The organism is Ornithinibacillus salinisoli, from assembly GCF_042684965.1.
Classification (GTDB): Bacteria; Bacillota; Bacilli; order Bacillales; family Amphibacillaceae; genus Ornithinibacillus; species Ornithinibacillus salinisoli.
In genome coordinates this window covers 390997-416220 of record NZ_JBHUMI010000014.1, presented here as the reverse complement: position 1 = coordinate 416220, position 25224 = coordinate 390997, and the positions used below count along the sequence as shown (strand labels likewise).

Annotated in this window: 26 protein-coding genes; 24 read left to right on the top strand and 2 right to left on the bottom strand. The window is 38.0% G+C overall.

Annotation, left to right across the window (positions count from 1 at the left end):
- Nucleotides 1-11 precede the first annotated feature (11 nt).
- The 20 genes from ACFSTA_RS09240 (at nucleotide 12) to ACFSTA_RS09145 (ending at nucleotide 18838) form a co-directional block, all read left to right on the top strand.
- On the top strand, nucleotides 12-815 hold the full coding sequence (locus tag ACFSTA_RS09240) for a serine hydrolase (RefSeq protein ID WP_377556334.1): 804 nt from the start codon (nucleotides 12-14) through the stop codon (nucleotides 813-815).
- Between the two features lie 98 nt (nucleotides 816-913).
- Nucleotides 914-1846, top strand: coding sequence for an ABC transporter permease (locus tag ACFSTA_RS09235; protein ID WP_377556333.1), 933 nt, complete (start codon nucleotides 914-916; stop codon nucleotides 1844-1846).
- Nucleotide 1847: 1 nt separating this feature from the next.
- Complete coding sequence (locus tag ACFSTA_RS09230) at nucleotides 1848-2804, top strand: ABC transporter permease (RefSeq protein ID WP_377556332.1); 957 nt, start codon at nucleotides 1848-1850, stop codon at nucleotides 2802-2804.
- A 9-nt stretch (nucleotides 2805-2813) separates the two neighbouring features.
- On the top strand, nucleotides 2814-3818 hold the full coding sequence (locus tag ACFSTA_RS09225; RefSeq protein WP_377556331.1) for an ABC transporter ATP-binding protein: 1005 nt from the start codon (nucleotides 2814-2816) through the stop codon (nucleotides 3816-3818).
- Nucleotides 3819-3838: 20 nt separating this feature from the next.
- Nucleotides 3839-5506: a peptide ABC transporter substrate-binding protein gene (locus ACFSTA_RS09220; RefSeq protein WP_377556330.1), complete on the top strand. Its 1668-nt coding sequence runs from the start codon at nucleotides 3839-3841 to the stop codon at nucleotides 5504-5506.
- A 121-nt stretch (nucleotides 5507-5627) separates the two neighbouring features.
- Nucleotides 5628-6548, top strand: a complete 921-nt coding sequence (locus ACFSTA_RS09215; protein WP_377556329.1) for a S66 peptidase family protein — start codon at nucleotides 5628-5630, stop codon at nucleotides 6546-6548.
- A 218-nt stretch (nucleotides 6549-6766) separates the two neighbouring features.
- The gene (locus ACFSTA_RS09210; RefSeq protein WP_377556328.1) at nucleotides 6767-7714 is read left to right on the top strand and encodes a C40 family peptidase; all 948 of its coding nucleotides are present in this window, start codon (nucleotides 6767-6769) and stop codon (nucleotides 7712-7714) included.
- Between the two features lie 4 nt (nucleotides 7715-7718).
- Entirely contained in the window at nucleotides 7719-8726 is a 1008-nt protein-coding gene (locus ACFSTA_RS09205; protein WP_377556327.1) for an ABC transporter ATP-binding protein, read from the top strand.
- A 174-nt stretch (nucleotides 8727-8900) separates the two neighbouring features.
- Nucleotides 8901-10058 carry a stage II sporulation protein D gene (gene spoIID, locus ACFSTA_RS09200; protein WP_377556326.1) on the top strand — a complete coding sequence of 386 codons (1158 nt, stop codon included), beginning with the start codon at nucleotides 8901-8903 and terminating at the stop codon, nucleotides 10056-10058.
- Nucleotides 10059-10252: 194 nt separating this feature from the next.
- Nucleotides 10253-11095, top strand: a complete 843-nt coding sequence (locus ACFSTA_RS09195; protein WP_377556325.1) for a peptidoglycan DD-metalloendopeptidase family protein — start codon at nucleotides 10253-10255, stop codon at nucleotides 11093-11095.
- Nucleotides 11096-11544: 449 nt separating this feature from the next.
- On the top strand, nucleotides 11545-12579 hold the full coding sequence (locus ACFSTA_RS09190) for an AimR family lysis-lysogeny pheromone receptor (RefSeq protein WP_377556324.1): 1035 nt from the start codon (nucleotides 11545-11547) through the stop codon (nucleotides 12577-12579).
- A gap of 109 nt (nucleotides 12580-12688) precedes the next feature.
- Complete coding sequence (locus ACFSTA_RS09185; protein WP_377556323.1) at nucleotides 12689-12820, top strand: hypothetical protein; 132 nt, start codon at nucleotides 12689-12691, stop codon at nucleotides 12818-12820.
- 41 nt (nucleotides 12821-12861) lie between these two features.
- Nucleotides 12862-12948, top strand: a complete 87-nt coding sequence (locus tag ACFSTA_RS09180) for a hypothetical protein (protein WP_377556469.1) — start codon at nucleotides 12862-12864, stop codon at nucleotides 12946-12948.
- Nucleotides 12949-13401: 453 nt separating this feature from the next.
- Nucleotides 13402-13683 carry a sporulation transcriptional regulator SpoIIID gene (spoIIID, locus tag ACFSTA_RS09175; RefSeq protein WP_377556322.1) on the top strand — a complete coding sequence of 94 codons (282 nt, stop codon included), beginning with the start codon at nucleotides 13402-13404 and terminating at the stop codon, nucleotides 13681-13683.
- 349 nt (nucleotides 13684-14032) lie between these two features.
- Entirely contained in the window at nucleotides 14033-15034 is a 1002-nt protein-coding gene (gene mreB, locus ACFSTA_RS09170; protein ID WP_377556321.1) for a rod shape-determining protein, read from the top strand.
- Nucleotides 15035-15112: 78 nt separating this feature from the next.
- The gene (locus ACFSTA_RS09165; RefSeq protein ID WP_377556320.1) at nucleotides 15113-15916 is read left to right on the top strand and encodes a flagellar hook-basal body protein; all 804 of its coding nucleotides are present in this window, start codon (nucleotides 15113-15115) and stop codon (nucleotides 15914-15916) included.
- 47 nt (nucleotides 15917-15963) lie between these two features.
- Nucleotides 15964-16782, top strand: a complete 819-nt coding sequence (locus ACFSTA_RS09160) for a flagellar hook-basal body protein (RefSeq protein ID WP_377556318.1) — start codon at nucleotides 15964-15966, stop codon at nucleotides 16780-16782.
- A gap of 74 nt (nucleotides 16783-16856) precedes the next feature.
- Nucleotides 16857-17225 carry a DNA-directed RNA polymerase subunit beta gene (locus ACFSTA_RS09155; protein WP_377556317.1) on the top strand — a complete coding sequence of 123 codons (369 nt, stop codon included), beginning with the start codon at nucleotides 16857-16859 and terminating at the stop codon, nucleotides 17223-17225.
- Between the two features lie 646 nt (nucleotides 17226-17871).
- On the top strand, nucleotides 17872-18291 hold the full coding sequence (gene fabZ / locus ACFSTA_RS09150; RefSeq protein WP_377556316.1) for a 3-hydroxyacyl-ACP dehydratase FabZ: 420 nt from the start codon (nucleotides 17872-17874) through the stop codon (nucleotides 18289-18291).
- 214 nt (nucleotides 18292-18505) lie between these two features.
- Nucleotides 18506-18838, top strand: a complete 333-nt coding sequence (locus ACFSTA_RS09145; RefSeq protein ID WP_377556314.1) for a hypothetical protein — start codon at nucleotides 18506-18508, stop codon at nucleotides 18836-18838.
- Between the two features lie 52 nt (nucleotides 18839-18890).
- Here ACFSTA_RS09145 and ACFSTA_RS09140 read toward each other — a convergent pair whose 3' ends face one another.
- Nucleotides 18891-19079 carry a YjfB family protein gene (locus ACFSTA_RS09140; protein WP_377556313.1) on the bottom strand — a complete coding sequence of 63 codons (189 nt, stop codon included), beginning with the start codon at nucleotides 19077-19079 and terminating at the stop codon, nucleotides 18891-18893.
- 239 nt (nucleotides 19080-19318) lie between these two features.
- Here ACFSTA_RS09140 and ACFSTA_RS09135 point away from each other — a divergent pair, with 239 nt between their 5' ends.
- From ACFSTA_RS09135 to ACFSTA_RS09120, 4 genes are all read left to right on the top strand, one after another.
- Entirely contained in the window at nucleotides 19319-20206 is an 888-nt protein-coding gene (locus ACFSTA_RS09135) for a TetR/AcrR family transcriptional regulator (RefSeq protein ID WP_377556312.1), read from the top strand.
- A gap of 18 nt (nucleotides 20207-20224) precedes the next feature.
- Nucleotides 20225-21085: an efflux RND transporter periplasmic adaptor subunit gene (locus ACFSTA_RS09130; protein ID WP_377556311.1), complete on the top strand. Its 861-nt coding sequence runs from the start codon at nucleotides 20225-20227 to the stop codon at nucleotides 21083-21085.
- Between the two features lie 3 nt (nucleotides 21086-21088).
- On the top strand, nucleotides 21089-24160 hold the full coding sequence (locus ACFSTA_RS09125; RefSeq protein ID WP_377556310.1) for an efflux RND transporter permease subunit: 3072 nt from the start codon (nucleotides 21089-21091) through the stop codon (nucleotides 24158-24160).
- A gap of 509 nt (nucleotides 24161-24669) precedes the next feature.
- The gene (locus ACFSTA_RS09120; protein ID WP_377556309.1) at nucleotides 24670-24942 is read left to right on the top strand and encodes an HU family DNA-binding protein; all 273 of its coding nucleotides are present in this window, start codon (nucleotides 24670-24672) and stop codon (nucleotides 24940-24942) included.
- A 52-nt stretch (nucleotides 24943-24994) separates the two neighbouring features.
- Here the strand turns inward: ACFSTA_RS09120 and ACFSTA_RS09115 are convergent, their stop codons facing one another.
- Complete coding sequence (locus ACFSTA_RS09115; protein ID WP_377556308.1) at nucleotides 24995-25216, bottom strand: DUF2187 family protein; 222 nt, start codon at nucleotides 25214-25216, stop codon at nucleotides 24995-24997.
- Nucleotides 25217-25224: the final 8 nt, after the last annotated feature.

The window sequence follows — 25224 nt, the reverse complement described above, 5'->3', positions numbered from 1 at the left end:
GGTGTGAAGTGATGAAGGAACTATCAGAAAGTATAGAAAAAATAATCAAGCAAGCTGGAGGCACATGGGGTATTTCCATAGAGGATTTAAATACGAACGATTCATGGAATTGGAATGAAAATGAACCATTCTATGCAGCAAGCATTATAAAGGTTCCCATTATGGTTGCTGTTTTTCATGCTTTTGAGAATGAGAGTCTTTCATTAGATAAGAAGTTAATTTTGAAAAAAGAAGATATCGTTGGAGGCTGTGGCGTACTGCAACATCTCACTCCTGGTATGGAATTATCCATCTATGATTTAACGACGTTAATGATTATCCAAAGTGATAATACAGCGACAAATATGTTAATTGAACAACTAGGTAAACCTACTATCCAAAATACGATGCGAAAAACAGGCTTATCAACGAGCACATTTTATCATAAATTAATGACTGTTCCGGTCAATAGGGAAGGAATTAATACGGTTACAGCCTTTGAATTAACAAGCTTATTGAAAAAAATATCCGAAGGTAAAGTAATTTCTGTACATGCATGTGAACAAATGATAGCAATTTTAAAGCAACAACAAATCAGAAACGGACTTCCAGGAAAGTTACCACCTCAGGATACTCGATTTATAGGTGAAAACAATCCATGGGAATTTGCACATAAAACAGGGAGTGTCACACACATTAGGCATGAAATTGGAATTTTTTATGTTGGTAAGCGAATGATGATTGCATCTGTTCTATCAAAGGATCTCGAGGATGATCACTCATTACAAGTATTCTCCGACATCGGACTTGAAATCTATCATTTTTTGAATAATTAAAAGGAAACAAGCATAGTGTATCAGTAAGGTAGACTGCAAAAAAATATGCTCCAATGTTAACGACAAATAGATGAAGAAGGATACAGGAGTTGGGAACAATGCTTCGATATATCTTAAAACGACTGCTCATTATGGTTATTACATTATGGATCATTGTGACATTAACCTTTGTGCTTATGGTGTCGATACCGGGGTCTCCATTCAATAGTGATCAAACTTCCAATGAGATTGTCCAAGCCAACCTAGAACGCCATTATAATTTGGATAAACCGTACCACATTCAATATTTATTATATTTAAAATCCATTGCTACATTGGAGTTTGGACCATCTATCAAACAACCAAACCAAACAGTTAATGATCTACTAGGAAGAGGATTTCCGATTTCATTTGAACTAGGAATTGTAACAATCATTGTTGCAGTAATCTCCGGGATTGTATTAGGGATATTAGCCGCCTTAAGACATAACGGGATTATCGACTATTTAGCGATGGGGATTGCGGTCCTCGGTATATCCATCCCGAATTTTATCTTAGCTACATTATTAATCCAACAGCTAGCGGTGAATAATGAGTGGTTTCCAGTTGCTACCTGGTCAAGTCCTGCACATATGGTATTACCTGTACTTGCCTTAGCAACAGGACCAATGGCAATCATTGCGAGGCTAACAAGGTCTACTATGCTAGAAGTTCTGACACAAGATTACATTAAAATGGCTCGAGCTAAAGGATTAACACCGTGGAAGGTTATTTTTAAACACGCACTACGTAATGCACTCATGCCTATAGTTACAATAATGGGAACCTTGCTTGCAGGGATATTAACGGGAACGTTCGTGATCGAACAAATTTTTGCCATTCCAGGTATGGGGAAATATTTTGTAGAAAGTATTAATCACCGAGACTATCCAGTCATTATGGGAACGACCGTATTTTATAGTGCATTTTTAATCATCATGCTATTCCTCGTAGATATCGCCTATGGAATATTAGATCCACGAATTAAAGTAAATAAAAAGGAAGGGGAGTAACATGAAACAGAAACATAATCCCCGCCACATTCAAGCACGGTCTGAAGTGCCCGATGAATGGTTCAGATGGAAAGAAAAAAATCACTATCAAGCAGAAATGGTGTCCAGACCATCGTTGTCATATTGGCAAGACGCATGGAAACGGCTTGTTAAAAATAAATTAGCCATGTCAGGCTTGTTTTTTCTCATTGTTCTTGGAATCATGGCCATTTTTGGTCCGATTCTATCACCCTATGAAGTAAATACTACCGATCTACCAAATCAATTCAAGCCTCCATCTGCGGAGCATTGGTTTGGAACCGATTTACATGGCCGAGACGTTTTTACGAGAACATGGTATGGAGCCAGAATATCGTTATTTGTAGGTCTAATGGCAGCGCTGATTGATGTGACAATTGGAATTATCTATGGTGGTTTCTCTGGGTATAAGGGTGGTAGAGCCGATAATGTCATGATGCGTATTATTGAAATCTTATACGGACTACCATATTTATTAGTCGTCATTTTATTATTAGTTGTACTAGGTCCAAGTTTATCGACAATTATTCTTGCACTTACGGTAACGGGCTGGGTAGGAATGGCCCGCATTGTAAGAGGACAGGTTTTACAGATTAAAAACTATGAATTTGTCCTTGCATCCAAATCGTTTGGTACAAAAACCCAACGGATAATCAGGAAAAATCTACTACCAAATACGATGGGACCGATTATTGTTCAAATGACTTTAACCGTGCCATCTGCGATATTTGCTGAAGCATTTTTAAGTTTTATTGGACTAGGAATCCAAGCGCCGTATGCGAGTTGGGGTGTCATGGCCAATGACTCATTAGGTGCCATATTATCTGGAAATTGGTGGACATTATTCTTCCCGGCATTCTTCATATCATTTACGATGTTTGCCTTTAACGTATTAGGAGACGGACTTCAGGATGCACTGGATCCGAAACTGAGGAAGTAGGTGCCTATAATGGAAAAAATTCTTGAAGTAAAAGACCTTCATGTAACCTTCACAACTTACGGAGGAACGATCCAAGCAGTTCGTGGAGTGGATTTTCATTTAAATAAAGGGGAAACACTTGCTATTGTTGGGGAATCCGGTTGCGGTAAAAGTGTGACATCCAATGCAATCATGCGTTTAATACCAAATCCACCAGGAAAAATTAATGCTGGAAAAATTCTCTTCAAAGGAAAGGATTTGACTAGCGTTTCTGAGAAAAAAATGCGCTCCATTCGTGGGGTTGACATTTCCATGATATTTCAGGATCCAATGACAGCATTAAATCCAACCCTTACGATAGGAACCCAGCTGATGGAAGGATTACGACAGCATCAAAATGTATCTGGAGCCAAAGCAAAGCAAAAAGCGTTAGAAATGATGGATCTCGTTGGTATATCTAATCCAGAGGAGCGATTGAAGCAGTATCCACACCAGTTTAGTGGTGGAATGCGGCAACGAATCGTCATTGCTATTGCACTTATTTGTGAACCAGAGTTACTCATTGCTGATGAGCCAACAACTGCACTTGATGTAACCATACAGGCTCAGATTTTGGAGCTCTTTGAAAAAATTCAAGAAGTGACAGGTGTATCGATTATTCTAATTACCCATGATTTGGGAGTTGTAGCAAAAATCGCTGATCGAATTGCTGTTATGTATGCCGGAAAGATCATTGAAACAGGAACAAAACGGGATATTTTTTATGAACAGCAACACCCGTATACGAAAGGGTTACTAAAATCTGTTCCGAGATTGGATGTACAAGGTGAGAAGTTAAATCCAATCGATGGAACACCACCAGATTTATTCTCACCTCCAAAAGGCTGTCCATTTGCACCGAGATGCCCTTTAGTAATGGAGGTGTGCAATAAAATTTACCCGGATGCCACGCAACTTAATGATTCCCATCAAGTGTACTGTTGGTTGCAGGATGAACGGGGAAAAAAACTTTTGGCTAGTACAGCCACGAAATAAATTACCAAGGGGGAGAAAGGATGAAAAAGTTTCTCGTATTTTTATTAGCAGTTTTAACGGTTCTAATTTTTACTGCTTGTACCGCCAATGATGAAGCTGGAGAAGATCCAAAGGAAAATGAAGATCCTGACACAACCGAAGAAGATACAAATGATGACGATGTAACAGATGATCCAGCAGAAGAGAAAGTCCTTCGATTAAATAATGGTATCGAGCCAACATCACTTGATCCATCGATTGGCTTTGATGCAGTATCATGGGATCCATTGAACAATTTAATGGAAGGATTAACCCGTTTGGATCAAGAATCAAGAGCAGCACCAGGAGTCGCTGAGGAATGGGATATTTCAGATGATGGATTAACCTATACATTCCACCTTCGAGAGAATGCTAATTGGTCAAACGGCGATCCAGTCGTAGCAGAAGACTTTGTCTATGCGTGGAAATATATGCTTGATCCGGAAACAGCTTCTTCTGCAGCATTTTTAGGATACTTTATCAAGGGAGCAGAAGCGTTCAATAGTGGAGAAGGGTCAGCAGATGATGTCCAAATTACGGCAGTCGATGAAAAAACGCTGGAAGTTGTACTCGAAGCACCAACAGGATTTTTCTTAGATTTATTAACAAATCCAGCATTTTTCCCGATCAATCATCAAGTGGCACAGGATAATACAGATTGGCATGCGGAAGCAGATTCGTTTGTTGGAAATGGTCCATTTAAATTGGAGTCATGGGATCATGATGTAGAAATGGTATTTACGAAAAATGAACAGTATTGGGATGCAGATGTTGTGAAGTTGGATAAGGTTGAATTTGCGATGGTTAACGATAACAATACCCAATATCAAATGTTTGAAAGTGGAGAGCTTGACACTGCGAGCATACCACCAGAATTATCCGACGAGTTAATTGATGGGGACAATGTATATATCGGTGATTATGGTGGGTTAGAGTTTTATCGCTTTAATATTACGGAAGAACCTTTCCACAACAAAAACATTCGTAAAGCTTTTGCATATGCTGTTAATCGTGCGGACATTGCTGAGTATGTAGTGAAAAATGGTGTAGAACCAGCGTACGGTTATGTTTCACCAGGATTCACCAGCCCAACTGGTGCAGATTTCCGTGAAGGTAACGGTGACCTGGTATCATTTGATCCAGAATTAGCAAAGGACTATTTGGAACAGGGAATGGCTGAGGAAGGCTATGACGAGTTACCAGAAATCGTCTTGTCTTATAACACAAGTGATGCGAATAAAGCTGTAGCAGAAGCACTACAAAGCATGTTTAATGAAACATTAGGTGTAGAAGTGACATTAGAAAACCAAGAGTGGAATGTTTTTGCAGAAGCACAGCAAAACCTGGAATTGCAATTGTCACGTAGTTCATTCATCAATGACTACAGTGATCCAGTAAACTTCTTAGAGAGCTTCATAACGGATTCCTACATGAACCGCACGGGATTCTCGAGCGCAGAGTATGATGAATTAATTGCCAAAGGAAAATCGGAAACAGATGAAGAACAGCGCTGGGAATACCTATATGAAGCGGAAAGAATGCTAGCAGAAGAAATGATTGCGATGCCAATTCGCTACTATAACACGGTCGTATTAGAAGCGGAAGGCGTAAATGGAATTTTACGTCACCCAGTTGGATATTTTGATTTGAAATTTGCAGATAAGAATTAAGTTAAACTAGCGAGCGATAAAAATTTTAACAAAAAGGAGTGTTGGCTCATTTACATAAGTATCTGAGCCACTCCTTTTTATCCTACATGGAAAAAGTGTATATAGAAAGAAGGTTATACATATGTTGTATCCAAAAGCCTTACAAAAAGGAGATACAATTGGAATCGTAGCCCCTGCAAGCTCTGTCAATATGTATTGTTTACGAATGGCCATTCCTTTTTTTGAAAAAATGGGTCTTCAAGTAAAGTTGGGAAACAACGTGGATGCAGTTTATGGGTATTTAGCGGGTACAGATGAGCAACGATTAACAGATTTTCATGAAATGATCGAAGACCCGGATGTTAAAGGGATTATTTTTGCCCGAGGTGGATATGGAACAGGAAGGATAGCTACGAGTATTGATTATGAAAAAATACGTAATAACCCGAAGATCATATGGGGCTATAGTGACATTACTTATCTACATACGGCGATCCATCAACAAACCGGTTTAGTAACATTCCATGGACCGATGCCAGCATCAGATATTGCTGACCCCAATTTTGATGAGGTATCTGCAAGCATGTTCACGCAATTATGGAAAGAAACGGAGCTTTGCTATACCGAAGAAATGGGACCATTACATGTCATCGGTAGTGGTATTGCAACTGGTGAACTAGTTGGTGGAAATCTATCATTAATCGTCAGTACGCTTGGAACACAGTATGAAATTGATACAAGCGGAAAGCTTTTATTTCTAGAGGATATTGATGAAGTGCCTTACCGTGTAGATGGGATGTTAAATCAATTAAAACTTGCAGGAAAATTAGACGAAGCAGTTGGAATTGTTGTAGGAGATTTTGCTAAGTCAGAGCCAAAAAAAGAACCCTCGTTAACTTTACAGGAGGTTTTTGATCACTACCTAGGTGGACTCGGATCTCCTGTCATGTCTGGATTTAAGATTGGCCATTGTTATCCACATTTTGCCGTACCACTAGGTGTAGAGGCAACTTTGGATACATTTGGGAAGCTGCTACGTGTGGCACCAGGGGTTAGGGAGTAGCACAAAATGGTGTTCTTGTGGGACATCGGACGCACTAGGGAGAACACCGGTCAAGCCACGCGCCCGCAAAGTCGAGCGACCCGCGCCAAAACTTGATCCACGCGGCCATAAAGTCGAGCGACCCGAGCCAGAACTCGACCCACGCGCCCGCAAAGTCGAGCGACTCGCGCCAAAACTCGATCCACACACACTGCAAGCAAAGAAAGGAGCACTATTACATGTTTAAACAAACGTTCAATCAATTATCTGAAAAATTATGGGTTACAGCAGTTCAGGTTGCTACCGTATGGACATCCCCTGAGTCAGCTAGAGAAATAGATTCTCTGGGAATAGAAAACCCGACTAATATGGAGGAATGGATCAATAGCTTAACTTATGAAACTAGTGTTGCCTTATGTGATGAAAATCGGGTGCAAACGCAACTCTTATATGGAGAAGCGGTGCTCGTTACGGAAGTACAGGGCGAGTGGGCACATGTCGTTATTCCGTCCCAACCATCGAAAAAAGATAGTAGAGGCTATCCAGGTTGGGTACCACGAAAGCAGCTAAAAAAATTTGAGGCAAATGAATGGTATCGTTCTAAAACAGCTGCTGTTACCAAGCCGAAAATATGGTTAGAAGCAGCAAATGGAGAAAAACATCTACAGGTCAGTTTTATGACTTGTTTGCCAGTTATTAATCAGGTTGCAGATCGGATCAAAGTAAAAACGCCTGATGGGCATTATTTTTTACCTGAAGATAGTGTAGCTGTATTTCATACAAATAATGGGATTACAGAAGTAGGAAGCGGTGATGAAATTGTAGATATGGCCAAGCGATTTTTAGGCCTAGAATATTTTTGGGGCGGCATGAGTGCTTTTGGTTATGACTGTTCTGGTTTTGTTTATGCCATGCATAAAGCAAACGGATATCTCATTCCACGTGATGCTACTGATCAAGCGAATGGCGGTCAAGACATACCGTTAAATGAAATTCTCCCAGGAGACTTACTGTTTTTTGCTTATGAGGAGGGGAAAGGAAGTATCCATCACGTAGGAATTTATAGTGGTGAAGATAAGATGATCCATTCGCCACAGACAGGGAAAGCAATAGAAATCACTAACATAAATCATACAAACTACGAAAAGGAACTTTGTAGCGTAAAACGGTATTGGAAATGGAGGTGAGCAAATGAGTGACAAGGTTTTACAAGTAAACAACCTCACGAAGCATTTTAACCTTGGTAAAAACCGCATTCTCCAAGCGGTCACTAATGTAACGTTTTATATTAATAAAGGGGAGACATTTGGACTTGTTGGTGAGTCTGGTTGTGGGAAATCTACCATCGGACGAACAATCATGGGATTGTATGAACGTACATCAGGCGAAGTGATTTATGATGGGGAAAATGTGCATGAATTGGAAGGAAAAAGGAAATTTAATCTTCGCAAGGAAATGCAAATGATTTTTCAGGACCCTTATGCTTCCTTAAATCCACGATCAACCGTTCGAGAAGTAATTTCAGAACCGATGGAAGTTCATAAAATGTATAAAAATAAAAAAGAGCAACTAAACGAAGTGTATCAATTATTGGAAGAAGTGGGGTTAAATCGTGATCATGCTAATCGCTATCCCCATGAATTCAGTGGCGGACAAAGACAACGGATTGGAATTGCTCGCGCCTTAGCGTTACGACCGAATTTTATTATAGCTGATGAGCCGATTTCAGCCCTTGATGTTTCGGTGCAAGCTCAAGTTGTTAACTTATTAAAAGAACTTCAGCAAGAAAAAGGACTCACCTTTTTGTTTATTGCCCATGACCTTTCTATGGTTAAACAAATCTCCGATCGAATCGGTGTTATGTATTTAGGAAATATGGTCGAATTGACGACCAGTGAAGATTTATATAAAAAACCATTACATCCATATACACAAGCACTACTATCAGCGATTCCCATTCCAGATCCAGACGTCGAGGAATCAAGAGAGCGCATTATACTCGAAGGGGAGCTACCAAGCCCAATCAATCCTCCAAGCGGATGTGTATTCCGAACACGATGTCCATTTGCCATGGAAGTTTGTTCACAGAAACAGCCCGAATGGCAGGAAGTAGAAACAAATCATCATGTTGCATGTCATTTATATCAAGACGATGTAGAAAATCAACATAAGAAAGAAACAATTGTTCATATCAGATGAGGCTGCCGACCTGGACAGCCTCTATTTTTATTACTAGGCTCTCTCCGTGATTTTTATAAATCTCAAGTTCTATTGTTTCCTCTACTTGTATAAGTTTAATAGTAGGGATACTAGAAAGATTAATTATACATGCTGTAATCAATGTGAAATCATTTTAAAGGAGGGTTCCCAATCGTGCGAAACAGGAAATACTACAATAAATTAATCCAGAAAAAATTAAAACAAAAAAACAGTTTGCACCAAAAATCAATAGTTAAAAAGCCTTCTAATCATAACCTGCCTATTCCGAAAAAAACATTAGGTGCAAAAATGAACAAGGGCCACTCAAAATGGAAACTGCCAAGCGTCCTCATTATTGGCCTCGTATTTATCATTCTAGTTATTCCTACATTAATTGTTGTGCCATACATTTCTAATGACCCATATGAGGCTTCTACAGTTGAACAGGAATCGAATTATGAGGAAATACTGGAATCTGACTCAGCAGTTACGGTTTCCGTTATGCGTACTCAGACAGAAAGCGTTGAAGATGTACCATTAGAAACCTATGTATCTCGAGTTGTGGCATCTGAAATGCCAGCGGAGTTTGAGATGGAAGCATTGAAATCGCAAGCCCTTGCAGCTAGAACCTATATCGTGAATAAATTGTTGTACCAAAAAGAAGGGGCAGAATCCGATGTGAGTGATTCCAAATTTGATCAAGTATATAAAGGCGAAAGTGAGCTTCGAGATAACTGGGGGAATAAATATAATGCTAATATGAAAAAAATTATGGAAGCAGTAGCTGCAACAGAAGGAGAAATTTTGACATATAATAATGTACCTATTGACCCACAGTTTTTTTCTACTAGTAATGGTTATACCGAGAATTCTGAAGACTATTATAAGAATGAAATGCCTTATTTACGAAGTGTCGCAAGTCCTTGGGATAAAGAGAGCTCGCCATACTTTTTAGACCAAGAGACGTTCACGATTGAAGATGTTGAAGGAAAGCTAGGAATGGACCTTCCAGATAATAATCAATTTGCTATTGAAGTAACTCGAACTGAAAGTAATCGTGTAAAAGAACTGAAACTAGGAGATCATACTTTTACCGGAAGAGATGTGCGAGAGGCACTTGAATTACGATCAAGTGATTTTACCGTTGAACAAAAGAATGAACACCTGATCTTTAGAACAAAGGGTAATGGGCATGGTGTAGGAATGAGTCAATATGGAGCAAACGGCATGGCGAAGGAAGGAAAAACGTACAAGGACATTGTACAATATTATTATACAGATGTAGAAATAAGTACAGTCTCCGATTCTGCGCCAGCATTAGTAGTAAGATAGAAGATAGCCAGTCAGTAGGCTGGCTATTTTAGTTCAAAATACCAACCAAACTACTAAAATAAGCTTCATATAATAGCAGTAAACGCTTAATATCCCCAATTTTTCACAAAAAACTCATAAAAACGTAAAAAAAATTGTATTGGATGTATAGTTTTCCCTTTTTCTGATCACAATGGTTGTTGAGGTGATGATCAATGAAAGAGGAAAACAAAGGCGCTTCAAAAAATAAGTGGAGCAATATTTTCCGCAAAAAATGGTTCTTCCCAGCAGTTTATTTAACGGTTGCTGCAATTTTGTTAGCTGTAGTTGTATGGTATCAAAACCTGGATAATCAAATTCCAGAAGAAGTTACCGATGGCGATGAGTTAACAGAGAATTATTCACCAAGTGAACATGGTGATGCAGAAACTGTGATGGATCAGCAAGAGGTTATTAAAATGCCTGTAAATGATCACGACCAAGCAGAAATCGTAACTAAATACTATGATTACAACGCAGACGAAGCGGATCAAGCAAATGCACTGATCCTGTATAACAACCGTTATTATCAGAGCACAGGTATTGACATTAAATTTGCTGATGACAATGCATTTGACGTTTTAGCATCTTTAAGTGGTACGGTTACGGAGGTAAAAGAAGATCCTTTACTTGGAAATGTCGTAGTCTTATCACATGCTAATGATGTTACAACCTATTATGCTAGTCTTGGAGAAGTTAATGTAGAACCAGACGATGAAGTAAAACAGGGTGACGTTATTGGAACAGCTGGAGAAAATTTATTCGGAAAAGATAATGGGACACATGTTCATTTTGAATTACGTAAAGATGGACAAGATGTAAATCCGGAAGACTTTTTTAACCAGCCTCTAAGTAAGCTAGATGCTTCTGGAGATGAGGGCGCGACTGAAGAAGAAGATAGTGAAGAAAACAGTGGCGATCAACAAGAAAACAAAGACGAGGAAGAACCAGACAATGATTCTGACGAAGAGTCAGATGAGGAAGAAACAAGCAGTATTTCTACAGACGATGAGGAGTAAATCCTTACTTTAATCCTAGTAAATTTATTTTACTAGGATTTTTTTTTGGGCCTTTACTAGTAGAAGTGATGAAGAATACTAGGTAATTAGGTGGCAAATCGGGTGAATGGGAACATGGTTATGTGTAAAGTATCCTATTTATTCACCACTCTTCGACAAAAGACTCTCTCTATCAATCATTTTCCTAGAAAATTGTCGAACGATTCTACCTTGTTTTTAGAGATATATGTGATAATATTAGTTTATCTTACACATATTTCAGGAATCTAGCAAAAAAATCGTAATAATTTTCTAAGATATACTTCTTCAGAAACAAAATCCATAAAAAATTATTTTTTTGTGTTCTTCTAATAGGAAAAAACTACTAATGACAAACACCCCAAAGAACGTTACGTGATTACAACGCGCTAGAAATAAATCTCCTTAAGATTGGAAAGGCAGGATCACCGATGATGAACTCTGACAATATCAAGTTAACGACTAGTTATATGTCCACAATGACAGAATTGACGATGGGACAAGTGATTTTATTGTTAAGCCAAGAACATGATGATCAAGTAGCTATCGATCTAACACGAAAATATTGTTTGCAGTCTACTTCAAGTGAAATTCAGAAGAAGGGTTTGGAATTTTTATATATCAATAATTTTTATGATGATTTACAGCAATTGATATATATCAATGAGGAGTCAGAATCTATTTCTAATCGTTTATGGGCGAAAGTTTACCAAATTGTATTGGATAGACGTATCAAACGATATCCTCCAGAAGTATTACGACATGAGTTGCAGCGGATAAAAACTGATGAACCTGAATTAAAATGTCTCAAAGAGTTTGTAATTGTCGATACGTATTATGATCAGCTCGATTTTAGTAAAATTGGAAATTTTTTAAGTAAGCAGCAAGTGTTGTTTGATGCAATTGATGACCATTTTATGCTTTCTTCTTTTAATTTACGGTTGTACCAGAAATTATTTATTTATTATTGGAAAAGAAATGAATTAATCATGGCTCGAAAGTATGCATTCCGTGCTATCAATCAGACAAATAGCCCAAAAACAAAATTGAACATGCATATCAACTTAGGGCTAACCTATTCATTTGATACGTATTATCAAGGGATGTACCATTTAAAAGAAGCATTAAAAATTGCAAAAAGATATAATTTAAAGCAACGAATTTATTCCATCGAGAACTATAACATTCCGTTTCTATCAGCCATCTTTAAAAAAGTAAATGGAATCACTTCCAATGATATTACGGAACAAGCTCATATTGAAATTGCAAAAGGAAATAACGATAAAGCAATAAAATTATTGGAAAATGTAGAATTAAATAGTCCTTTCAAAATGTACTACATGGGTTTAGCTAAACAAGATAGTAACTTACTCATTGAATCATCGAAATTTTTTATCGAGAAACGAAGTGATTATTTTTTCAGCAAGCTCCCAATAAATGCATTAAAGAAAATGGGACAACTATAATTTAATACACCTTTCGCTAAAACAATTGTGGATTTACAAGGATCCTTCTTATTAGGAGGCTCATACTTTCATTGTCGCATATGGTAATTTTTGTGAAAGGAGGAATAATATGCTAAACATAAAAACGGTCTTATTCGTCGTGTTTATAGTTTTTATGTTTGCCATTTCTTCGCAACTGGGATTTGTAGAACTTAGTGATCCAGATTACGGAGAAATTGATAAAGAAAGCGCGTCAACGTAGGTTTTTGTAATGAAGATGTATTGGTGCGAGTGTAAAAGTGTATGTCGCAAAGATTTATTAAATACAGTAATTTAAAATTCCATGCTGGTACAAGTGTGGAATTTTTTTCTATTTCAAATGAAAGGTGAAAATTTCAAGTATATTTTAACAATTGCAAAAAAACTACTTGTCCTCAGTGCCATTGCATTAATTTTAATCATATTCCTCGAACTTTCGTAATAAAATGTTACAAACCAAGCAATCAGTAAGTCTGAGGTGAGAGCTTATGTGTGGCTCTTCAACTAGTCATCCAAACTTCAATAATACATATACCCAACCGAAGAAAAATTCATACGTTATATCTTATTTCTGATCAAACAAAAATCAACTAAATTATGTGAACTTTCTACTATTCAAGATCGCTCTTTTACATGTGCCATAGAATTCAGCTTGCCACAAAATTAATTTGCCATGAATGGTCAGATTTGTGAAGTCGGAAAAACGACGGAAATTGCCAAGCGAACAGGCATTCATCAATTTTTTCGAATCACCTAGTCTCAGAACACACCTCGGAAATATTCAACATAGGGAGGCGAACGGGTGTGCACGATTACATCAAAGAAAGAACTATCAGGATAGGTGAGTATGTAGTGGAGACGAAAAAAACCGTCCGAGTGATAGCAAAAGAATTTGGTGTTTCAAAAAGCACAGTTCATAAAGATTTAACTGAACGATTACCAGAAATAAACCCAGAATTATCTCAAAAAGTAAAAGAAATCCTCGAGTACCACAAATCAATCCGCCACCTCCGTGGAGGAGAAGCAACAAGAAAGAAATACCAAACTGACCCAAGATCCGACAAAAATGCCGAACCAGTAGGGTGATTTAGAACTACATCCAACGAAAGTATGTCAAAACTTCTCACTACCAACTTAAAGGAGGTGGTAGGAAGAACAAGCGAAGAAGAAAATGAACATAGAAACTCCAAAGCGCAGCTAATATAGCTGCGTTTTTGGATGGAGTAGGCATCGGACACAATCACGTGAAAACCTCAGACACACATTCACAAGAACATCCAACACAACATCCCAATCATCCTCAAAACAAAAAAATTCCAACCTTTTTCCTATATTTGCAGTTTATTGTAGATTTTTGTGGTAAAATATTATATAAGTAGCATTGTGTTTTCGGACAGGTGCAAGAAGTAATTAACGTTGGGAGGAATTATCGTTCATGTTTTCTAGGGATATAGGAATTGATCTTGGAACAGCTAATGTATTAATTCATGTAAAAGGTAAAGGAATTGTGCTAGATGAACCATCGGTTGTTGCGATGGACCGCAATACAGGGAAAGTGTTGGAAGTCGGTGAGGCAGCACGTCGGATGGTTGGACGTACGCCAGGGAATATTGAAGCCATTCGACCTTTAAAGGACGGAGTAATTGCTGACTTTGATGTTACAGAAGCAATGTTGAAATATTTTATTAATAAAATTAATGTGAAGGGCTTTCTTTCTAAACCAAGAATGCTTATTTGTTGTCCTACAAACATTACGAAGGTGGAGCAAAAAGCAATTAAAGAAGCGGCTGAAAAATCTGGTGGTAAGAAAGTTTACCTGGAAGAAGAGCCAAAAGTAGCGGCTGTTGGAGCAGGTATGGAAATTTATCAACCAAGCGGTAATATGGTTGTTGATATCGGTGGCGGTACAACGGATGTAGCGGTACTATCAATGGGCGACATCGTAACCTCGGAGTCAATAAAAATGGCTGGGGATAAATTTGATGTCGAAATTCTTCAGTACATAAAGAAAAAGTACAAGCTATTGATCGGAGAACGCACAGCAGAGAACATTAAAATTAATGTAGCAACTGTTTTTAAAAACTCTCGTGATGAAGCATTGGATATTCGTGGACGTGATATGGTAACAGGCTTACCACGTACGATAACGGTTCGTTCAAATGAAATCGAGGAAGCTTTACGTGAACCAGTTTCACTTATTGTTCAAGGAGCAAAACAAGTGCTGGAACGCACACCACCAGAGCTTTCTGCGGATATTATTGATCGTGGTGTTATTTTAACTGGTGGTGGTGCATTGATTCATGGAATTGATGAGCTATTGGCAGAAGAACTCAAAGTTCCTGTATTCTTGGCGGAAGAACCAATGCATTGCGTTGCTAAAGGAACTGGCATTATGCTGGAAAATATTGATAAAGTAGAACGAAGAAATATCGTCTAAATCAACTACATTCCTCACAAAAAAATGCCGAAATTAAGATAGAAAATATATTTACACAAAAAAAGGAGGGGACCCATCTTGTTAAGAGGATTTTATACGGCAGCTAGTGGAATGATTGCACAACAGCGTCATCAAGAAGCGTTATCCAACAATATTGCGAATGCAAACACACCAGGTTATAAAGCGGATCAAGCAACCTTAAGAGCATTTCCAGAAATGTTAATGCAGCAAATGGGAGGTAAAAGTATCCCGACGCAAAATAATATTAAATTTCCAACGCGAAACCCTATAGGATCATTAAATACAGGTGTATATGTACAGGAAATTGTTCCAAATTACATGCAAGGTGATATTCGTGATACAGGCGTCACTACCGATTTGGCACTTGTTAATGGTACGATGCCTGATGAGACCGGAAGTATCTTTTTCACGGTACAAAATGAAGCTGGAGAAGTTCGCTATACGAGAAATGGAAATTTTACCGTTGATGGGCAAGGGAATCTTGTAACTAATCAAGGTTATTATGTGTTAGATCAAGCGGGAAATCCAATTCAAACTGATGGAATGGAATTTGCTGTATCCCAAGATGGTAACCTCCAAGTTGGTGGACAAAATATTCCACTTGGCATTGCATATACTGATAATGCTAATGATTTTACCAAAGAAGGAAATGGCTTGTTTAATGGGGAAGCAGGTGCAGTCCCAGCCGGTGTAACATTTACGGTACAACAAGGATTCCTAGAAGGATCTAATGTGGATGCGATGCAATCGATGACAGAAATGATGGAAGCTTATCGAATGTTTGAAACCAATCAACGTGTCCTAAAAGCGTATGATGAAAGTATGGATAAAGCTGTGAACGAAATTGGCCGTATTGGCTAAGTTAAATAACTCTAATTAGTTGAGATATTCAATCAGGAGGAACAATTATGTCTAGAATGATGATACAAGCAGCTGTAACAATGAATCAGTTGCAAAATAAGTTGGATTTAATAGGACATAATCTAGCCAATAGTGAAACAACAGGGTATAAAAATCGAAATGCAGATTTTTCTTCGCTTTTGTTTCAGCAAATAAACAATATGAATAACCCAGCGAATGCGGAGGGGCGTTTAACTCCAGATGGGGTTCGGGTAGGTTCGGGTGCAAAACTTGGATCAGTTAACATTGACCTTTCTCTTGGTGCGATTAAGGAAACCGGACGAGCATTAGATGTTGCGCTACAAGAGTCGAATCACTTATTTCAAATCCAAGTAACGGAAAATGGGGTTACGGAAACGCAATATTCACGAGACGGTTCATTCTATTTAAGTCCAATGGAAAATAATCAAGTGATGCTAACTACCAAAGATGGTCACCCTGTATTAGGTGCAAATGGACCGATTGTTTTTGCTGATGGATTTGATGACATAACTATTGGGGATAATGGTCTCATCAATGTAAGCCGTGGAGGTCAGTCAGAGTTAGTTGGGGAATTATCAACTGTAGAAGCAGTAAGACCTCGGTTATTAGAAGCTGCTGGAGACAATAATTTCCGATTACCGAACCTTGATGAGTTAGGCTATGCATTTGATGAAATTATTCAAAATGTAAACCCGTCCATGAAAAGCGGAGCACTTGAAAATTCAAATGTTGATATTTCCAAGCAAATGACAGATATGATCTTAACGCAACGATCTTATCAGTTCAATGCTAGAACAATTTCAACTTCAGACCAAATGATGGGGTTAATCAACCAATTACGATAGTTGATCTTAACGAGAAGAAAAGGTTGCACTACCGTAAGTAAAATTTAGATGTAATAAGGGTAAGGAGAACCAAAATGTTAACAACAAACCAATCTAAACAAAACACCAATCAAAAGCAAACACGAAGGCAGCATAAGGAAGACTATAATTCGGCTGAGCGTAAACAAAAGCGATCACGCAGCTATGAAGAAGAGCTAACCGAAACAGATAAAAAAACAAGAAAAGAACAGAAAAAGAAACAAAAAGCAGAAAAAAGAAAAAACAAATCCCGACGCCGTGTTTTTCCAATTTGGCTACGTATCATTGTTGTTCTTTTACTTGCTGGAGCTGCTTTGATAGGTGGGTTAATGTTTGGGTATGGAATAATCGGTGATGGTGATCCAAGCGACGCATTGAAATCTGAAACATGGCAACATATTTTAGATCTTGTTAAAAAAGAATAATAGGAGAGCTTGTATGTAGAAAATGTACAAGCTTTTTTTTATGTTGTTAACTCTGCTATAATAAGGGAAAAGCTAAAATAGGCTATTCTTTGGAGGATTGTTGCTTAGTCAAGTAAGGAATGTTATTGAGTAATTGATGAAAATGCGCATTAACTTAAAATGTTGGTTGTTGACTTTACCTCGCTCTAGAAATACACTTCGCTTTCCGCGGGTAGATGGTGACCTCCTCGTGCTACGCACTGTGGGGTCTCACTGATGCCTTTCTTCCCGCAGGACAAAGGTTTTCGGTGGGGCGAGTAATCGCAGTCCCAAGGAATGCTACGTCAGCGACACATCGCACGCTGGAAAAGTGGTTTTCTTTTTCAAGGAGTCTACGTGTATTTCTTCCGCCTTCCGCTAGAATAGTGTGTTGCAATTTCATGGCATGTATTCTGTTCCATTAAAAAGAGTTCCACAATGCGTTAATAGCATGGGCTAACACCATAGTCAGAAGATAACCATAAGCGAAGTATTCTGACGGAGCGGTTTTGTAGCTCACTATTGAATTAGACTGTCAAAGTAATCTACGCAAAAGTTCCTGCACATTCTATACAATATCAGCAACAAACTATCTGAAAAGAGCCTACATAAAAGAGGAGCGTTTGAAATGAATATAGAACAAATACAAGAGGTTATTCCTCATCGATATCCCTTTTTATTGGTGGATAAAGTAGAAGAAATGGAAGAAGGTAAACGGGTTGTGGGATTGAAAAATGTTACAATCAATGAACCATTTTTCCAAGGACATTTTCCAGAATATGCTGTTATGCCAGGTGTGCTAATAGTAGAGGCTCTAGCGCAAGTAGGTGCTATCTCCATACTAGGAAAAGAAGAAAACAAAGGCAAGTTAGGATTTCTTGCAGGTATTGATAAATGCCGATTCAAACGTCAGGTAAGACCTGGAGATCAGTTGAGACTGGAAGTGGAAATCACTCGTTTAAAAGGGCCAATTGGTAAAGGAAAAGGAATCGCAACCGTTAATGGTGAAGTTGCATGTGAAGCAGAAATTATGTTTGCGATCAAATAAAAATAAGATAAAGATGAATGAAATAATTCATTCTGACACAATATATAGTGACTTTCTAAAAATATTTTTGGATAGTCACTATTTTTCGTCAAACCATTTACCTAGATTCGACAAAATAACCCCTTAATGAAGGATTTTCTTTATAAATTGTATCACTTACTGTGAAAATGGGTAAGCTAATGGCGAAAGTGAACAACTAAAGGAGGAAATTTTCATGAAAAAGAAATGGCTAATAAAGTTTGGTACACCGATTCTAGCTCTATCGTTGGTCACTGCCTGTGGAACTGATGAAGACGAGGATCCGGTAGAAGATGATGTAATCGAAGATCCCGTTGAAGAAGATGATGCACCATTGAATCAAGATGATGATGGTGCTGGTATGGATGATCAGGATCAAAATAATGGTGAGATGAACGAAAACGGCGGCAATGGTAATGGTGAAAACGGTGGCGCCGGCGACGATTTAGGCGAAGATAATGGTCTTGATGAGAATAACACAGACGAAGGCATGAACACGGAAGATAAAAATAATAACGATGAAGAGTAGTCGTGTTGCCTAATACAATCCCCTGTTTTTAAACAGGGGATGTATTTTGTGATTACACTTGGAGATCGACTTGATTTCCAAGTGATGGGTGTGGAGCACCACTGACAGTTTGTTGAAGCATTTCGGTCAATTGTGTACCTTGTTGCTCCATTACATTCATGACATTATCCATAACGGCTAAACTTGCATCCGAACGAACTTGTGCCTGATTCATAGCAACAGACATTGCTGCAATATCCATGTAATTCCCTCCAATAATACCATGCTTATAAATAGTGTATCACACTCCAAACTACAACTACACGTGTTTTCCGTATTTCCCAACCTTACAAATTCATATATAAATCAAATTTGACCTAGCAGTCATGTTACAAAATGTTCACATTATTTCACTTGGTAATTTTTAATAATTGTATGTATAATAAGTACTGTGAATTTTTTATTAAATTTGTATAATCAATAATGACTGACTAGTCAGTCATGCTGGAAAGAGGTGACCATGTGAATGCGAAAAAGGTGAAATTGATTGAAATAGGGATCTCCTTGTTTGCTGAAAAAGGGTATCACGCAACATCCATTCAAGAAATAGCAAACAAAGCAGGAATTTCAAAAGGTGCCTTTTACTTATATTTTCAATCAAAGGACGACTTTGTCACAACATCCTTCCAATATTTTCATCAACAAATCTCGGAACAATTGGAAAAGATAAAACAAAAAAACCTAGTAGCAAGAGTTAGTTTAGCCGAACAAATTACTACCTTAACAGAGTTTATATATTCGCATAAAAGCTTTATTACAATGCATATAAGAGAAGACGTATCAATTAATGGAAAAACAAATGAAATAATAAAAAAGATAAAAACAGAACATTTCATATGGTTGAAGGAAAAAATTTATGCTGTTTATGGTGACAAAATAAACCCAATATTACTTGATTGTATTATTCAGTTGGATGGACTAATTCATGGATATTTTAAATGGATATTAATGGATGATATTACCATTGATCGTTCAGCTGTTGGAGATTATATCGTTAGAAGAATGGATGCTCTTGTGGGATCGATGATCGCGAATAAAGAAGAGTCACTCGCAATGATGGAAAATTTTCAAATGGAGATAAATAGTCAACAAGTAGAACTCACCGAAATTATTAATGAATTACGGGAGAAAATAAGTGTATTACCATTAGAACAAACGAAGCTTATGGAATTACATGAAGTGTTGAAGGAGATCGAGTCTGAGGTAGAAAAAGATGCACCGAAAAAAATCATCATGCAAGGCCTCTTAGCACATCTCCAACGATATCCAATTTTGCACGAAAAATGTGAACTTATTGCATCCTATTTTCGTATGGAACTATTAGATTAAAATAAAGGAGTTTGGAACATGAAAAAGATAATGATAATGGCAGCATTATTACTTATATTTATTCTTGCTGCTTGTACGGAAGAGGACGAATCGAATGAAGATGCGGAAGATAGAATAGCATCAGTAGAAGTTGCCGAAGTTACAGAAGGAGATCTGGTCGTGGAAAGAGCAATATTTGGTCGAACTTCACCAAATAAAATGACTCCAATCATGTTACAAAACCCTGGTGAAGTTGATGTGTTGGAAGTTGAAGAAGGCGATATGGTGGAAGAAGATGATGTGATTGCGACAATTGCAACGGTAGCAGGTAATCAAAATATCTATGCATCTGCCGCTGGAAAAATTGTCAATCTAGGTGTTGAAGAAGGTTCAATGGTAGATAACTCAGAACCATTTGCAATGATAGCAGACATGGAAGTGATGGAATTACAATTTAGCGTAACAGCCGATATGATGGCAAAGATCAAGAAAGAAGATGTTTTTACGGCCATTGTTAATGGGAAAGAGTATGAAGCAGAAATTATGACTGTCGGCCAAATGCCAAATGATAATGGTCTTTATGATGTAGAAGCAACAGTTGACAATGAGGATGGAGAAATTGTAACAGGTGTTATTGCAACAATGAATATCCCTGTCTCACGTGTGAAAAATACGATTTTAATTCCAACAGCAGCTATTGTGGAAGAAAGTGATGAAACGTTTGTATATATCATAAACGATCAAGAAGCAGTAAAAACAAACATAACAATTCAGGAAACACAATCAGATGTAGCTGCTGTCGAGGCAGAGATATCTGAAGGAGATCAAATTGTCGTGAATGGTCAACTATTATTAAGTGATGGAACGAAGGTAGAGATCGTTGAAGAAAGTGGGGAATAAGCAATGAAGCTAGTAAATACATCTGTCAAACGACCTGTTGGTGTCATCATGATCGTACTAGCTATTATTGCACTCGGTGTTATCTCGCTCCGCAGTTTGGCTGTAGATCTTTTTCCGAAAATAGACCTGCCAATTGCAGTAATAGCAACATCTTATGATGATGCAGCCCCACAGGAAGTTGAGAATTTAATCAGCCGACCGATCGAGAATGCGATTAGTTCCGTAGAAGGTGTTGATACGATACAATCACAATCACAGTCAGGTTCATCACTGGTTGTTATGATGTTTAATAATGGCGTAGATTTGGATCAAGCATTGCTCGATGTTAGGGAACGTGTCGATCAGGTGAAAGGATTTTTACCACAAAATGCTGCCGAACCCAACATTATGCGCTTTAACCCAGAACAAATGCCTGTTATGTGGGTCAGTATAACTGGGAAAGATGCATCAGCATTAACACAAATTGCGGAAGATCAAGTTGTTCCATATTTTGAGCGTCAAGGCGGTGTTGCGTCCGTAACTGTTGAAGGTGCTAAAACAAGAGAAATTCAATTAATTCTTGATGAAGCAAAAATGCAACAGTATGGCTTAAATCCACAAGCGATTACACAAGCATTAAATAGCCAAAATCAGTCATCATCTGTCGGTACAGTCGAACGAGGAGACAAGGACTTACAACTTCGCGTTACGGGTACATTTGACTCCATCGATGATATTGGTAAAACAATAATTCAAACACAGAATGGGGCAACCATTCATGTGGAAGATGTAGTAGAAGTACATGACACCTATAAAGAATCGAATGGATTGACCCTAGTCAATGGCAGTGAATCAATTGTATTATCCATCATGAAAAAAACGGATGGAAATACGGTTGATGTTGCGTCAAATATTAAGGATGCTATGTCGGAGTTAAATGGTCAATTATCAGAGGATGTTGATCTAGGTGTTGTCATTGATACGTCCGAATTTATTGAAATGTCGATTGACTCGGTTGTGAAGAATATCCTACTTGGGGGCATTATGTCCTTAATTATCTTGCTGTTATTCCTAAAAAGCATCCGGGCAACAATTGTCATTGGAGCATCAATCCCTATTGCGATCATATCAACATTTACCTTAATGTACTTTACTGGTGAGACGCTAAATATTCTCACACTAGGTGGATTGGCATTAGGACTTGGAATGATGGTGGATAGTTCGATTGTTATTTTAGAAAATATTTATTCCTATAGGCAGCGTGGCTATAGCTTGAAGGAATCTGCGATTAAAGGTGCCTCTGAGTTAACGCCAGCAGTTATTGCATCGACGACAACAACATTAGTCGTATTTTTACCGATTGTATTTGTGCAAGGAATTGCATCAGACTTATTTACGCCATTAGCATTAGCAGTTGCATTTTCCTTAATCGCATCCCTTGTTGTTGCCTTAACATTGGTACCCATGTTGTCTTCCAAATTGCTATCAAAAGCAATGGAAAACCATGGACGGCGTTATTGGTTCAATAATTTATTAGAGCGTATAGGAAGCGGCTATGCAAGAATTCTAAAGTGGACTTTAAAGCATCGAAAAACAACCGTTGCTGCAACCATTATTACTATCGTAGGAAGCTTGGCATTAACTCCGCTGATCGGAGCAGAATTTATGCCAGAAGCAGATCAGGGGCAAATGGAAATATCGGTTGAAACTGCTACGGGAACTTCATTAAGCCATACGGAAGATATTGTGGAAAAAGTGAATGATCGATTAACAGATTATGAAGATTATATTGAAACCAATTATGTAAGTGTAGGTAGTAGCGGGGCAATGGGTCCTATGGGGGGTGGCGGTGGAAACCAAGCTTCCTATATGATACAACTCATCCCAGCTAGTGACCGGGATAAAACAACAACAGATATTGTGCAGGAGATCGATCAGAGGTTACAAGGTATACCTGGAGCAGAAATAACTGTAAGTGCATCCGATGCAGGCATGGGCATGGGAGATCCTATTCAAATCCAATTGAATGGTCCGGAGCACGAGGTATTAAGTGACTTAGCTGAGGAAGTTGTTTCTGAAATACAAGCGGTGAATGGTGTGTATAATCCTACTACAGCGGCATCAGAAGGTGTGCCGCAAATGAACATTGAAATAAATAATGAAAAAGCGGCTATGTACGGATTAACTCAAGATCAGATATTGGGACAAATTAGCCTCCAATTTACGGGGCAACTAGCAACTCAATATCGTGAGGAAGGACATGAAATGGATGTCACACTTCTATATCCCGAAGATCAGCGTAGTACTATCAGCGATTTACAGGATTTGAAAGTGACAACACCAACTGGAGCAGTGATACCTTTAGAAGAGGTTTCTGATTTTCAGGAAATGCAAGGACCTGTTTCGTTATTACGACAAAATCAACAACCACAAATGAATATAACGAGTGATGTTGTGGATCGTGACTTAGCAAGTGTCGTATCAGATATAGAAGATAGATTAGCGAGTATGTCTATTCCTGAAAATTACTCTTACTCGTTAGGTGGGCAAGCGGAAGACATGACGGAATCATTTACTGATTTAGCGCTAGCCCTTGTCTTCTCCATTTTTTTAGTGTATGCGGTAATGGCAATTCAATTTGAGAACTTCCTATTCCCGTTTATTATTATGTTCTCTCTTCCAGCAACTGTTGTTGGTGTTATGGGTGGATTGTTTGTTACTGGATTACCGTTAAGTATCCCAGGTTTTATCGGAATCATTATGCTCGCCGGAATAGTTGTGAACAACTCGATCGTACTTGTTGATTACATCAATATTTTACGGAGGAGAGGTATGGACCGATTTGAGGCAATTATTGAAGCCGGAAAGAGCAGATTACGTCCTATCCTTATGACGACATTAACAACGATCCTAGCGATGATACCGCTAGGTCTTGCGTTAGGAGAAGGTGCGGAAATGCAGCAACCATTAGCTGTTACGATTATCTTTGGTTTAAGTGTTTCAAGTATATTTACACTGGTATTGATTCCGGTCGTATATACCTTGTTCGATGATCTAACAGGTAAAATTGTCCGACGAAAGAAAAAAGAAGCATAATTTTTGTGGGAAAAGCTCCTTTGGGGGCTTTTTCTTATGTGTGTGGTAATGTGCTCTGATTGTGTTTTATCTTCATTTATTGGTTAGCTTATGGTTAGTGTAGTGGGATTTTTTGGTATAGTAATCAAGCGGACAATTGTTCTCTTATTTGTGACAGATTATGCTTTTGAGAGTCTAGGAGGACATCTGTTCCTTTATTAACTGAAAATACAGGTATTCTCGTCCTAATTGGTGCAATTAACGTACTTCATGTCCACAAACACTTTCAAATGGATGTTATTTTATGAAATAACGTATCCCATGTCCGCACCTCCCTTAGGTTAGAAAAAATAATCGGAATAATATACTAATACTACTAAAAAAAGCTATTTCCGTCCAAATCTCTATTCATTTACTATAAAATGGACGAAAAACATGTAATATAGTTGGATTTGGCTATTAATGTTTGCTAAATATTACCGATATAGTAAAATAGAGATATAAATAAGAAATAGGAAAGGTTGATAGAAATGAATAAAACAGAATTAGTAAATGCAGTAGCAGAGAAAAGTGAACTTTCAAAGAAGGATGCAACAAAAGCTGTAGACGCAGTATTTGAATCTATCTCTGACTCATTAAAAAGTGGAGACAAAGTACAATTAATCGGTTTCGGAAACTTTGAAGTACGTGACCGCGCAGCTCGTACTGGAAGAAATCCTCAAACTGGGGAAGAAATCCAAATTGCTGCTAGCAAAGTTCCTGCATTCAAGCCAGGAAAACAACTAAAAGAATTAGTGAAGTAAGTATAATCATAAAAGGAGTTCTGTCCAATGAGGACAGAACTCCTTTTTTACGTTAACAACTTGCTTTAATTGTATAGTTCCCATGTCTAACAACTGTGTTTGGCATTTCATACCCTAATATCTTGGCAGCTTCCCTAGATATTTCAACTAATACACTATTATCCCTTACAAGAAAAACTGTTCCTTCGCACAGATTATCTCTTCGATCAAAAAGAATTACATCTCCTATACCTGCTTTTTCCATTTCTGATGATAAACTATTTTCTTTATTCATCATTAGCC